12 protein-coding genes are annotated in these 14,242 nt (G+C 26.8%); 7 read left to right on the top strand and 5 right to left on the bottom strand.

Annotation, left to right across the window (positions count from 1 at the left end; translation table 11 throughout):
- Positions 1–39 precede the first annotated feature (39 nt).
- Positions 40–1,278, bottom strand: a complete 1,239-nt coding sequence (serS, locus tag ACKU3H_RS06120) for a serine--tRNA ligase (RefSeq protein ID WP_320036093.1) — start codon at positions 1,276–1,278, stop codon at positions 40–42.
- A gap of 159 nt (positions 1,279–1,437) precedes the next feature.
- On the opposite strand from serS, the gene ACKU3H_RS06115 reads away from it, so the two are divergent.
- Genes ACKU3H_RS06115 through ACKU3H_RS06105 form a run of 3 tightly spaced genes read left to right on the top strand, consistent with a single transcriptional unit; the run spans position 1,438 to position 3,847 of the window.
- Positions 1,438–1,755, top strand: coding sequence for a hypothetical protein (locus tag ACKU3H_RS06115; protein ID WP_320036092.1), 318 nt, complete (start codon positions 1,438–1,440; stop codon positions 1,753–1,755).
- A 3-nt stretch (positions 1,756–1,758) separates the two neighbouring features.
- Complete coding sequence (locus ACKU3H_RS06110) at positions 1,759–3,336, top strand: PepSY-associated TM helix domain-containing protein (protein WP_320036091.1); 1,578 nt, start codon at positions 1,759–1,761, stop codon at positions 3,334–3,336.
- A gap of 10 nt (positions 3,337–3,346) precedes the next feature.
- Positions 3,347–3,847, top strand: a complete 501-nt coding sequence (locus ACKU3H_RS06105) for a hypothetical protein (protein WP_320036090.1) — start codon at positions 3,347–3,349, stop codon at positions 3,845–3,847.
- 1 nt (position 3,848) lies between these two features.
- Here the strand turns inward: ACKU3H_RS06105 and ACKU3H_RS06100 are convergent, their stop codons facing one another.
- A complete protein-coding gene (locus tag ACKU3H_RS06100; protein WP_320036089.1) occupies positions 3,849–4,691 on the bottom strand; it encodes an AraC family transcriptional regulator in 843 nt (280 codons plus the stop codon).
- Positions 4,692–4,808: 117 nt separating this feature from the next.
- On the opposite strand from ACKU3H_RS06100, the gene ACKU3H_RS06095 reads away from it, so the two are divergent.
- A complete protein-coding gene (locus ACKU3H_RS06095; protein WP_320036088.1) occupies positions 4,809–5,642 on the top strand; it encodes a YitT family protein in 834 nt (277 codons plus the stop codon).
- On the opposite strand, the gene ACKU3H_RS06090 is transcribed toward ACKU3H_RS06095, so the two are convergent.
- The 3 genes from ACKU3H_RS06090 to ACKU3H_RS06080 all read right to left on the bottom strand — a co-directional run bounded on the left by ACKU3H_RS06090 (position 5,639) and on the right by ACKU3H_RS06080 (position 10,232).
- Positions 5,639–7,357 carry a sensor histidine kinase gene (locus tag ACKU3H_RS06090; protein WP_320036087.1) on the bottom strand — a complete coding sequence of 573 codons (1,719 nt, stop codon included), beginning with the start codon at positions 7,355–7,357 and terminating at the stop codon, positions 5,639–5,641. The genes ACKU3H_RS06095 and ACKU3H_RS06090 overlap by 4 nt on opposite strands.
- A gap of 3 nt (positions 7,358–7,360) precedes the next feature.
- Positions 7,361–8,038: a response regulator gene (locus ACKU3H_RS06085; RefSeq protein WP_320036086.1), complete on the bottom strand. Its 678-nt coding sequence runs from the start codon at positions 8,036–8,038 to the stop codon at positions 7,361–7,363.
- Between the two features lie 79 nt (positions 8,039–8,117).
- Complete coding sequence (locus ACKU3H_RS06080; RefSeq protein ID WP_320036085.1) at positions 8,118–10,232, bottom strand: TonB-dependent siderophore receptor; 2,115 nt, start codon at positions 10,230–10,232, stop codon at positions 8,118–8,120.
- Between the two features lie 167 nt (positions 10,233–10,399).
- On the opposite strand from ACKU3H_RS06080, the gene ACKU3H_RS06075 reads away from it, so the two are divergent.
- The 3 genes from ACKU3H_RS06075 (at position 10,400) to ACKU3H_RS06065 (ending at position 14,242) form a co-directional block, all read left to right on the top strand.
- On the top strand, positions 10,400–11,017 hold the full coding sequence (locus ACKU3H_RS06075; RefSeq protein ID WP_320036084.1) for a hypothetical protein: 618 nt from the start codon (positions 10,400–10,402) through the stop codon (positions 11,015–11,017).
- 50 nt (positions 11,018–11,067) lie between these two features.
- Entirely contained in the window at positions 11,068–12,042 is a 975-nt protein-coding gene (locus ACKU3H_RS06070) for an AraC family transcriptional regulator (protein ID WP_320036083.1), read from the top strand.
- A 106-nt stretch (positions 12,043–12,148) separates the two neighbouring features.
- The gene (locus ACKU3H_RS06065) at positions 12,149–14,242 is read left to right on the top strand and encodes a TonB-dependent receptor (RefSeq protein WP_320036082.1); all 2,094 of its coding nucleotides are present in this window, start codon (positions 12,149–12,151) and stop codon (positions 14,240–14,242) included.

Raw genomic sequence — 14,242 nt, 5'->3', positions numbered from 1 at the left:
TAATAGTATTTGATTACAAAAAGATAACAATTTTATGAATTACATATATTTTTCTAAAACCTCTGGAATTTTAACACTTCCGTCTGCTTGTTGATAGTTTTCCATAATAGCTAATAAAGTTCTTCCAACTGCTAATGATGAACCATTTAAAGTATGAGCTAAGATGTTTTTCTTACCATCTTTATATCTAATTTTTGCTCTTCTTGCTTGAAAATCTCTTGTATTTGAAATAGATGAGATTTCTCTAAATTTTCCTTGTCCAGGAAGCCAAACTTCAAGGTCAATAGTTTTAGTAGCACTAAATCCTAAATCTCCAGTACAAAGCATAACTTTTTGATGAGCTAAACCTAAAGAAGTTAATAAATCACTTGCACAAGATACCATTTTTTCAAATACCTCATCAGATTCTTCTTGTTTAGTAATAGCTACCATCTCAACTTTATCAAATTGGTGTTGTCTAATAAGTCCTCTTGTATCTCTTCCCGCACTTCCTGCTTCTTTTCTAAAACAAGGAGTATAAGATGTTAACATTAAAGGTAATTCATCAACTGCTATGATTTCATCATTATATAGATTTGTTAATTGAACCTCAGCTGTTGGTATAAGATATAAATCTTCACCCTCTATTTTAAATAAATCCTCTTCAAATTTTGGAAGTTGTCCAGTTCCTTGAAGTGTATTAGTATTTGCCATAAATGGAACATACCACTCTTCAAAACCTCTGCTTCTATTAAAATCCAGCATATAGTTTATAAGTGCTCGCTCAAGTCTTGCACCTTGACCTCTAATAGCGGAAAATCTTGATTTGGCTAATTTAACACCTCTTTCAAAATCTAACCAACCATTGTCTAAATCCCAATGCTCTTTTGGTTCAAAATCAAAAGATGGTTTTTCACCAATTGTTTCTAATACAACATTTTCATCTTCATCTTTTCCAACAGGAACAATCTCATCAGGAATATTTGGAACACCTAAAACTATTGAAGATAGATTCTCTTCTAAAACTCTAACCTCTTCTTCTAAAGCCTGTTTTTTTGATTTTAATTCATTAATTTCAGCTTGTAAAGGTGCAATATCTAACTTCTCTTTTTTATATCTTCCAAACTCTTTTGAAAGCTTATTTTGTGAAGCAGTTACATCTTCCATCTCTTGTCTTTTAATTTTTGTTTCTTCTGACAAGCTTTTTAAATTGTCTAAAACTTCACTATCAACACCCTTTTTTACCAATGAAGCAGCTACATTTTCAAAATCTCTTTGTAGTAGTTTTATATCAATCATATTACTCTTTCTTAAATTTTTTTGCCATTATATCTAATTTTTTACATAATAAGTTAAATCAACTCTCAATCATTTTGCTTCTTGTCATGAACTATGTTAAATTAAGAACTCTTTTACAGACAAATGATTACAATTATCAAAATTAAATTAGGTAGTATTTTGATTAAAAAAATAAATAATATATATAATGAATTATCCAAACCACAACTAAACAGTAAAAAAATTGGTTTATTTATAACACTCTGTTCTATTTTTGGAGGTCTACTAGTTGCATATTTAGCTATGTCTCTACTCACATTTATAATTCCAGGGACAATAGGTGAAGCAATATTAATTCCTCTTTTATTAAATACTTTAGCTTGGGCAATCAGTGCACTTTGGATCGCATTGTCACCATCTAAAATTATTGCTTTAAAAAGAACTTTTTTCCCTATATTATTATTTTCAATTGCTATTATAATACTTTATACAAGGTAGATGATGAACAATAACTTAACAAAAAGAGAACATAATAAATTATTAAAACAAAAGCTACAAAGAGTACATGCTACAACAGGAATTAGTTTTTCTTTAATCATGTATATCGCACTATTTTTTGGAATATTTGCAATTTTATTACCATTTATTCAAATCTGGGAAAAACCATCTAGACATTTCAAAACTCCTGATATTACAGCTATAAATTATTCTTCTATGATTGATCCTGTTATATCAAATCCAGATTTTCCTAAAAACAATATAATTATTACTCTGCCTGGTTTCCAACATGATCCTGCACTTAAAATTTCACATCAATTTGTTGAACCAATTATCTTTAACCCAAATACTTTACAAAAAGTTGAAAATGAAGGAGATAAATCTAAGCTAGCAGAATTTTTAAACAAAATGCACTATGGAGGACCTTTAAAACAATTTGGTTATATGATATTTGGTTTTATGGCTGTAGCTGTAATGTTTTTGGTTATAGGTGGATTAATACAAGTTATATTAATAAAATATAAAGACAATGGGAAAAACAATCAAAGCAAATTTTCAAAATGGCATAGAAAAATTTTTACTTGGTTATTTGCGCCTTTTATTATTATTACATTAACTGGTGCACTTATGAATATTGGTTATTCAGGCTCTATACCAATGACATATTTAAAATCAAAAGGGGAATCTTTTGAAACTTGGAAATATGTAGGTCCCATACTATACCCACCAATAAAACATATAGAAAAGACAAATAATCAAGTGCAAATGTTGCCTATTAATGAATTAATAAAAAAAGCACAAAAAATCAATCCACAAATAGATTTTGAAAAACTTACATTAATCAATTGGAAAGATGAAACTGCAATTGTAAAACTTGAAGGCTATAATCCATATATGCCTTTTTTAAATGGAATTACAAACAAACCAAGTGTAACTCTTAGTGGAAAAGATGGTACTTTAATTGAGGATAGAAGAGTATTAGATAAACACTGGTCTGGATTAGTATACGACACAATGTTTTTCCTACACTTATTATTTGGTGTTGATACAGTAACAAGACTTTTGATTGCTTTACTTATGATAGCAGCAACTTTTGCATTAGGTTTTGGTGTATTATTATACTTAGAAAAAAAGGCTAGAAAATTTCCTAAAAAAATTCCTGTATATAATTGGATGGGGAAATTATCCTTAGCAGTTATGATTGGTGTAATTCCTGCAACTGGTCTTATATTCCTTCTTCAATGGCTATTACCATATAATATAGAGGATAGATTCCTCTTACAAAAAGGAATATTCTTTGTATTCTGGATTGCTACATTGATGTGGTCATTTTATAGAATAGAATCATACAAAGCTGCAAAAGAGTTTCTAGCTATAGCTTCAGTATTTTTTATTATGGCACCACTTATTCATTTTTATAATAGTGGATTTTCACCAATTAAATTGTTTAAAGAGGATATGACTGAAATACTTAGTGTAGATATTGGATTATTTACTTTTGGCATAATTTTATTTTATATCTGTAAAAAACTTCCAGCAAATAGAAACCAAGCTCAAAGATTTTGGAAAAATAAACTTTAAAGGAATACTTATGAAAAAAATCACATATCTATTTTCAATCTTTATTTTAAGTACTATTCTCAATGCACATACACTATTGATGAATATAATGGATAATGAAGATAATACAATACTTGTTACAGGTGAATTTAGCACCGGAGAGTTTGCAGTTGGTGCAATGGTAAGATTAGAATCATTACTTTCAGGAGAGGTTTTATATAAAAAAAGACTTCCTGATTCAAGTGAATTAATAATTGAAATACCTAAAGAACCTTATCAAATAGTTTTAGATGGTGGCCCTAATCATCAAATTGTTAAAGAGGGTATTGCTCCTATTGAAGGCTTTTCAAAAGAGATTTTAAAAAAAGATAAAAAAACAAACGCCCTTTCTCAACCAAGAGAGCTAACTAAACAATGGAATACCATAACTATAATTCTATTTTTGCTCGCATTTGTACTTTTTTTACTTACAATATATTTTAGTATTAGTAATACAAATAAGATTTTAAGATCAATAAAAGAGTCACACTAAGCTATATCTCGATAGAGATATAATACTCCACTTCAAACTCCTGTTTATCATCTAAAAAATTGCAATTTTTATAAAGAGCAAAAGATGGTTCAGGAGTTGTTTCATATCCACTATTTAATAACCAATTAAAATGTACCCAATTGATAAAATCAAAAAAGTGTTCATATGAACCTTTAAATACAAATTTTGCATAAACTACTTCAGGCATAATAAAATTTGAAAAAGGGAAATCTATACTATCATCTTCAACAATTATTCCTGCTGTATACCTACACTCTTGAAGATTTAAAGTTAAAGGTATATCATGATAATACCCTATTGCTTTATACTCTTTTATATTGTTTTTTAATACACAAAAATTCAACTTTTCCCATATAAATTTTATATCTTCACCATACCCTTTATGTCTAATATAATATACTTTTTCAAACCCTTTTTTTACAATTTTTGGTTCTATATTAAATCTATTTATTACAAGGTTTTCATCTAATATTTTTTTGTAGCCATTATTTCTCCACTCTTTTGGAGACATATTAAATCTTTTTTTAAATACTCTGTTAAATGCCCCATGGGAACTATATCCACACATTTGGGCGATTGAAGTTATTGTTGAGTTTTTATTTGTTAAAAGTAAAATAGATGCTTTTTGTATTCTAATAGTTTTAATTATCTCATATATATTTTGTCCAAACTCTTTTTTAAATACTCTAAGCATATGAAACTTACTAATATCAAAAACTATGCTTAACTCATCTAAATCTAAATTTGTATCAATATGTTTGTATATATAATGCATAATATCATTTGCAATTTGTCTATGTCTATTTTGTGTATCTTTTTTCATATTTATATTATATCTTTTAAAAAATTATTTTAAGCAATAATTACTAACTTATAAAACAATTTTAGGGAAGAATTAAAACTATTAATTTCCTATAATTCCCAAAAAAAAAGGTTATTAATGAATCAATTTAAAAATCTACTTTTTATTACTTTTGGTTCTTTTTGTTTATCATTTTCGGCAGTTTCATTTTTGAATCCAAACTCAATTATCACTGGTGGTGGAGTTGGTATAGCCCAACTTCTTTATGCTATTTTTCCTTCTATTACATTAGGTATTTGGATTGCAATAGTTAGTGTTCCTTTAATATTAATTGGAATGAAATTTTTTGGAAAAGGGTTTGTTATAAAAACCCTTGTTAGTATTGCTTTAATCTCTATTTTTACAGATTTATTAAAAGAGGTATATGTAATACCTGCATCTACCCATGAAACTATTCTAGCTTCTGTATTTGGTGGACTATTAGTTGGTCTTGGGGTTGGTTTTGTTATGTTAGGAAAAGCTTCAACAGGTGGGACTACAATTTTAGCTGAAGTTATAGCAGCAAAAACAAGATTTAAAACTTCAGAGATTTTATTAGTGATTGATGGTTTAATTATGTTTAGTTCAATTTTTGTTTATGGTGATGTTGAAAAAGCTTTATTTAGTATTATTGGTGTATATATCACTTCTAGAATAATTGATATTTTATTATCTGGTAAACCTGCTCAAAAAGCTGTAACTATAGTATCAAATAATATAAATGCGTTATCTTCAAAAATACATAAAAATTTAGGTAAACATGGAACTATTGTAAAAGGTATGAGTTTAAATCAACAAGCAAGTAAAACTCTTATTTTAGTTGTTGTGGATATTTCAAAACTTCAACTTTTAAAAGAGATTATTAATGAACATGATGAAAATGCATTTTTAGTTGTACAAGAAGCATCGGAATTATATGGAAGAGATTACTAAACTTTCACACTAAAACAAGCTCCCATTTTTTTATTTTGAGCCACAAGTTCACCTTTAAAATGGGAGTTTATTATCGTTTTTGACATATATAGCCCTATTCCACTACCGCTATCTTTTGTACTAAAATATGGTTCAAATATTTTATTGATATTTTCCTCTTTTATCCCTCCTGCATTATCACAAACAGTGGTTAAACTCTTGTTATCAATACTATCCACTTTTATGACAATTGTTGGGTTTTTTACTTTATTTAAAACTAATTCATCTTTTGCATTTGTTATTAGATTTAAAATAACTTGAGAGTATTCATTTTTATAAGATTTTATTTTAATATCATTTATAACTAAAAAATCTAATTTTATATCATAAATACCCAATAAAGGTTTCATAATATCTATTGAGTTTTTTACGGCTTGGGAGATATAAAAAAACTCTTTATCTTTTTGTGGTTTATAAAAATCCCTAAAACTATTTATTGTATCAGACATAAAATCAATTTGAGAATTTGATTCCTCAATTTTCTCTTTTAAATACTCCTTATCTATACTTTTATCTTCTAATGAAAGTTGAATATTCATATTTATAAAACCTAAGTGAGTTAAAGGTTGCCTCCACTGATGGGCAATATTGTTTAACATCTCTCCCATTGAGATAAGTTTACTTTTGTGAATTAGTAATTTTTCTTTTTCATTTTGTTCTTCCACTAAATCTTTTAACATAATACCTAAAGCAAAACTAAATATCATAGATTCCAGAGGAGCTGCTATATGTATTGCATAAATACCACTTAAAGGGAACATAAAGTTTTCTATGAAAAATAGAAAACATACCATCATAAACCAGCCAATTGTATATATTATTGCATATCTATTTTTATTGTAAATTGCAATAATACCAGCAACAAAAGGTATAAGAAAGCCTATATAAAAAGAACAATATTTATAAAGAATTGAGTATTTAAAAATAGTAATAGCAAATAAATCTACTAAATTTAAAACTATAAAAATATTTATCAAAAGATTAAATCTTGGCATAATTTTTTTTGTATTTAAAACCTCTTTTGAAAAAAGAAGAGTAAAAAGAAAAGCAGTAGTTTCAAAAAAATCTACAAAAGCTTGTTCAAAATTTGAAATATATGGTTTAAAACTAAAATATGTAAAGCAGATTAAAGATATTAAAACGCATAACTGCATTAAAGAATAATACAAGAAATATTTTCTTCTACTTGAAAAAGATATGATTAGATAATAAAGAAATGCACAAAAAATTATTCCATATGCAATTCCATAAAGTATCCCTTCATTGTAATATATATATTTATATTCAAACTCACTCATAGGTGAGTATCTAAATTCTCCTCTTTTAGGTACTTTATACTTATATTGAAAATATAAAATATTAGGTGTATTTTTATCTAATTTTATAGTTATAGTATTGTTGATTCTGGTATATTTTGTATTTGTATAAACTAAAGAATCCATATCTGAAATCACATTCACATAATAAACACTATTTTCTAAAACCTCTTTTTTTAACACTATTTTTACTGAAAATTGTTTTAGTTTTATATTATTGTATTGTTTATAGTTTGTTTTTGTTAATTGTTTATAGCTTTGCAGATCTTCTGATATGTAAAACTTATCAACAAGTTTGTCGTATAAATTTGAACTATATAAATTTGATAAAAAAATAAAAAAAATAAAAAATATTCGCATCAACTAATCTATCTTGTATCCAATTTTTGAGATGTTTTTTATAATATTTTGAGGCAATTTTTTTCTTAAATCACGAACTAAAAGTCTAATTGCATTTTCTGACATATACTCATCTTTCCATATATAGTTTTGTAATTGATCATAAGATACTGCAGCAGGTGATTTTTCACACAAAAGTTTCAAAAAAAGTTGCTCGTTTCTTGTTAATTTTACAAACTTCTCATCAACTTTTAAGAGTTCTAACTCTTTATCAAAAGTACAATTCTCACATAATATTTTTATATTGCAAGGATTTGTGAAGATTGATTTTGCACAATTCAATAGTAAAGGAAAAATTGTTTCATGTCTTATTGGTTTTGTCAGATATTTTATTAAACCCAAATCAATTGCATCTAAAAGAAATTTAGTATCTGTATATGCAGACAAAACTATAAATTGAGTTTTTTTATCATTTTCTCTAATTTTTCTAACCATATCAAGACCATTTAATTTAGGCATTTTTATATCAGTTATTACAACATGAGGCTTTTCATTATCAATTATTTGCATAGCTTCAAAAGCATTACTAGCTTCTAATACATTATCAAATAATCTATTTAAATAGGAAACGGCATTTTTCCTAATAAACTCTTCATCTTCTACATATAATATTTTTAAATTTTTGTATTCATTTCTTGACATACGAAATTATACAAAACTTTTCTTTAATTTTAATAGTGATTATCATATTTATTAAAGAAAAGAGAAATCTCTTTTCTTTTTAAAATGAATATTTAAGTGTTAACATAGCACTTCTAGGAGTACCATATACCATAGAATTGTTTCCAATCCCTTCATAATATTCTTTGTCAAATAAGTTATCTATATTTAACTGTAGATTTGTATTTTTATTTATTTTGTATGCAAGCATCATATTAGCAATAGTATATGCATCTTGAGTGATTTTTGTTAAACCACTTCCTGTATAATATTTACTTTTGTAGTTTGCCCCAGCACCTATAGTAAAGTTGTTTATTACATATTTTGCAAAAATATTTGCTGTAGTTCTAGATGCTTTAGTATCATATTTGTCCCCATTTGCATCTTTTGCTTCAAAGTTTGAAATCCCAAAATCAATTGTAAAATTATCAGTAACCTGACCTGTAATATCAAGTTCTACACCTTTACTTGTAACACCCTCAGCTTCAATACTTGCAATTGTAGTTGTACCTGGTACAAAAACTCCACTTGGATCATCTTGTGCTACATTATCTTGTTCAATTCTAAAAATTGATAATGATGTATTTATTTTTCCACCTAAGAATTCACTTTTTAAACCAGCTTCATAACTTTTCCCCTCAATTGGATTTAAGTAAGACCCACTACTATCTTTATCATCTTGTGGTTGGAAAATACTTGTATAACTAGTATAAATCGAATGATTTTCATTTAAGTCATAAACTAAACCTACATATGGTGTAATTTCATTTGTAAATTTTCTTGTTTCATTAGCTGGATTATCACTAGTATATTCCCAATAAGAAACTCTAGCACCAGTAATAAGTTTTAAATCTTCAAGTAAAGAAAATTTTCCAGTTAAATATATACCTTTTTGTTCTATCTCTTCAGGTTCTACAATATATGGAATATCAGAAGCAGAAGCTAAAGGAAGTATTGTTTTATATGCATAAAAATTTGGTAATACCGAATAATAGCCATTTGGATAAATTCCATCATATTTTGTAGTTTTATCTAAGTTATATGAAGCCCCAACAATAATTTGTTGTGATAAACCACCAATTTCGAAAGGGATATCAACATTTACATCTAAATTATGAACTTCATTTTGTTGATCAGCTTTCCAATCCATGTAGTTTATACCGCTACCATCAAATCTATTTACAGCTCCTGCAAAATACAATAATGCAGTATCTGAATCTATTTTGTCATAAGAATAAGCAACATTTAAATCAATATCTTTATATAAAGTTTGCTCTAGATTTGCAAAAATAGATTTTGTTTTAACATTCCAATGAGTCCAATCATCTGAAACTGTTTTTGCTCTATCAAAGTTTGCTCTAGTTCCATCACTATAAAAAGCAGGTAATCCACCCCATCTAACTCCATCTCTATCAAGTTTTTGGTAAGCTGCTCCCAATGATAAATATGTTGAATCAGTTAAATCAGCATCTATTACCCCATAAAAAATATCATTTGTTCTTTTATAATTATCCATATAAGAGTCAGCATCTTCATGTTTTACTACAACTCTTCCTCTTACACTACCACTCTCATTTAATTTTGAGCTTACATCAGCACTTACACTATAAGAGTTCCATGATCCAGCTTTAAGTGAAACATCCCCTTTTAACTCTTTACTATCTGCTCTTTTTCTAACAAGATTAATACTCATAGAAGGGTTTCCAGCACCTGTAGTTAAACCATTTGCTCCCCTTACAACTTCAACTCTTTCATACATAGAAAGATCAATATCTCTTGCATTGTAGCTTGAATAACTTGGCATCCCATCAATTTTGAAATAATCAATTACAAAACCTCTGGCACTTGAATTTAATCTCTCATCCCATCTATTTAATGTAACTCCTGTCACTCTTTTTAACATCTCATCATAAGATGTAATACCTAAGTCATCAAGTTTTTGTTTAGTAAAAACACTTACAGATTGAGGTGTATCTCTTAAAGATAAGTCAAGTTTTGTTGATGTATTCATTGAAGCAACAGTATACGATTCCTCTTGTGATTCAGTTGCAAGTACTTCTACACTTCCTAATGAATTTTTCTCAGATTTTTCTTTTGTTTCATCTGCATAAGCATTAGCATACAATGCCAATGCAGTAAAAACTGATATTGCGAACATTTTTTTAGATTTAGTCATAATTCTCCTTTATTGATACTAGTTATCAAAATCTATTAATGCAATTATTTCCGAACTTATCTTACAAAATCTTTATTACTACTTCTATCAAGACAAGTAAAAAATAATATCTGTATGAACTATATTTATGCACATTTTTTTCACATTTTTTTTTAATATACTAATTTATGTCAAAATTAGAATTTATAAATAATCATATGAAAAATACTAAGCTTAAAAAAGAAAAACTACTTATGATTTGTAATTGTTTTGCTGAAGATTTAACTGCAATAGAAACTGCTAAAAAAGTTGGTTTAAGTAGACAAACAATAAATAGCTACTATAAAATTATAAGAACATATCTAATCGACCAGCAAAATATGAGTGATAGCTTATATCTATCTTCTTGCTTAAATGAAGATTCTTTAACAATTAAATATTTTATCTACAATTCTAATCCAATTTTTTATATTCAAGATGGTTCAAGAATCTATTTTATAAATGAAGAAAATAAAATTTTGAATAAACTTAACCAATTTATTAATAATACTTTAAAAGATTTGTTAATAAATCATAAAAGAGCAAATTGTGCAAGAGTACTTTTAAATGCTAACAATAATGAATATTATGTTTCAAGTTTTTTAAAATCTTCAAATGAAGTAGAAACCTTTATTATAAATCGATTAAAAAAATTTAGAGGTATTAATAAAACAAATTATACAACCCATATTAAAGAATCTTTCATAAGACACAACTACACACAAGAATCATTTGTAAATCAACTATCAAACTTCTTTAAGCTCTAAAATATTTATTATTTTTTGTTTTTTTATATTAATGATTGTAAAATCTTTCGATGAATGAAGATTTAAATATAAGCTCTTATGACTTAACTAACTTAGTTGAAAAAAGAATAAGTCCATTTTCTAGAGAAACTATAACCGAAGAGATAAAACCAAAATATGGTGAAGGTTTTTTAGTTTGGCATAACTTAGGTAATGGAATAGCTACTTCAGCAAATAACTATACACTTAATAACAATTATATAATTTCATTAGAATCAAATGTAGCGGGTGCAGTAATTATTTTCAATCTAGGAGAAGATATTACATACAGATTTAAAGATGAAAAAGAATATATACTAAGAAGAAATAGATTTTTTATAGGTTTTTCTTCTAATGAGTTTATTGTTCATATGTTGCTAAATAAAAATCTCAACTATAATACTCTCACAATAGGGATAAAAGAGGAACTATTTTTAAAATTAACAAATAACTTTGAATTACTAAAAAAGAAGATGAATGAAGCAAAGGAAAAGAACTATTCTCTTTTAGAAGGAACAAAAATAGACCCGGAACAACTTGAAATGCTTAGTTCATTCAAAGAAAAAATACTTGATGAAAATTTGTTAAATCAATTATATTTTGAATCTAAAACTACAAATTTAATTCACTATACAATTAATAAACTTCAAAATATAGTCGATACAGGAGATAAATTAGATACAAAAAAAATTGACTACTTAGAAAGAGCAAAACAAATAATATTAACTGAATATAACAAACCTATATCCATAAAAGATATTTCATATAAATCAGCTGTAAATGAATGTTATTTAAAAAAAGATTTTAAATACTATTATGGGATGACTATACACGAAATGTTGCAGAAACATAGACTAGAAATGTCAAAAAAGTTTTTAAAAGATAATTACAGTGTAAAAGAGGTTGCACAAAAAGTTGGATATAAACACATTGGTAACTTTAGCAAATTATTTTTCAAATTTTATGGAATAACTCCAACAAACTACAAAAAAAAGTTTAATAAATAATTTCCTTTTCTTAGATAAAAATTTCCCATTTTTGATATTTTAATATTGATAACAACTATCAATATATGTTAATATTCTTCCCAATAAATTTTGAGGAGAGAAATTAATGAAAGTATCTAAATTTGGAAAAACAATTTCAATTACACTTTCTGCACTACTTACAACTTCACTTTTAGCTGATGAAGTAGAGAGTTCAAATGCAAAAAAACTTAACGATATTACAATTGTAGAAAAAATAGTTGGCAACTATAAAACCGAAGGAAAAGTTGAAATAAACAGAACGAATATTGATTTAGAAGATTCTGCAAAATCTATTCAAGTTTTTAATGAAGATTTTTTATTTGACTACCAACCACAAAACTTAACAAGTATTGTTACTATGTCTTCAAATACTTCATTTAGTGGGGATAATAATGGAAGAAACAATATATATATCATTAGAGGATTTTCTGGGGTTCCTATTTTAAGAGATGGTTTTAATCTAGATAATGCAATCACAAATACTGAAATATTTAATTTTGAAAAAGTAGAAGTTTTAAAAGGTCCTGATTCTTTACAATTTGGAGAATCGCAGCCAGGTGGTTTAATTAATTTAGTAAAAAAGAAACCTATAAAAGAAGATCATGGTGAAATACTGCTTGAAGTTAAATCAAACCCATCATTTAGTCCAAAGATTGATATAGGTGGTTCTATCAATGATAATGGTTCATTAAGATATAGATTAATCTCTTCATATTTACATGAAGAAGATACAAAAGATTTTAATACCGATACAAAAAGAGTTTTTATTGCTCCATCACTTGCTTATGATATAAATGATAATCACACAATTACAATGATGGCAGAATATCTTGATGAGACAACACCTTCTGATTATGGTACTTTTGTAAATAGCCATGGGGATATAGTAGGAGATAAAAATTTAGTTACTTCCAATCCAGATGCAGAATTTGATAAGACTCAAAAAATTATCGGTTTTGATTTAGAAAGTACATTTGATACTTGGAATTCAAACTTTAGATATAGATATATTGATTTAGGAAGAGACAATGATTCAATATATAATGTAAGTAGCTATAATGAAGCAACAAATGAGATATTAAGATATTATGCTACCCAGCATTTTGATTCAGAAGAACATGATGCACAATTTACAATCAATAAAGAGTTTTATTTAGTTGGATTAAGAAATAGAATAAGCTTAGGATTAGATGCAAAAAAATCTGAAACTAAAACAACTGGTGATTTTGATGTTTCAATCCCTTATTATCTAAATGCAAATTATCCAAACTATCTTCCTTTAACTTCATCGTTACAACATCCAAACGCCTTTGAATATGTAAACTCAGATGTTACAACAAAAACATTTGGTGGATTTATTCAAGACCATTTAAATATTACTGATAGTTTAATTTTTAGTGCGGGTTTAAGATATGACAAAGTTAAATCAGAAAATAAAAATAATGTAAGAAACACATATAATGAATATGATACTTCAGCATATACTCCTCAATTTGGTTTAGTATATAAGATTACTCCTCAAACAACTGTATACGCAAACTATTCAAAATCATTTAATCTGCAGCCTGCTTCGTATATAAATGTTGAGGGAGAACTTTTAGATCCAGAAGAGGGAAAAGGGTTTGAGTTAGGACTTAAACAAAAACTTTTTAATGACAATTTTACACTTACAACTGCTTTATTTCAAATTGAAAAAGAAAATGTCGCACAAGCTGATCCTATAAATACTTTATACTATATCTCAAGTGGAAAACAAAAAAGTAAAGGTTTTGAGATGGATTTAAGTGGTGAAATATTACCAGGATGGTCAATTATAGGTTCATACGGATATACAAAAACAAAAGATTTAGACAATGATAATAATCAAATGACAGGTGTTCCAAAACATAGTGCAAATATCTTTACAACATATGATTTAGGAGAGATAGGATTGAAAAATATCTATGTAGGTGCAGGAGCAAGATATATTGGAACAAGATTTGCTGATACAAATAATAATATAAAATTAGATTCATCTATTATTTATAATGCAATGATTGGATATAAAAAAGGTAACTGGAAAGTTAATCTTAACTTTAAAAATATAACTGATGAATTATATGCAGAAACTGCTTCAACAAGTAGAGTTCAAATAGGTGAACCTAGAAGTGCAACCCTTGCGGTTAGTTACTCATTCTAA

This window comes from Halarcobacter sp. (assembly GCF_963675975.1).
In the GTDB taxonomy this organism is placed as follows: Bacteria; Campylobacterota; Campylobacteria; order Campylobacterales; family Arcobacteraceae; genus Halarcobacter.
This window is presented reverse-complemented; position numbering and strand designations above follow the sequence as displayed.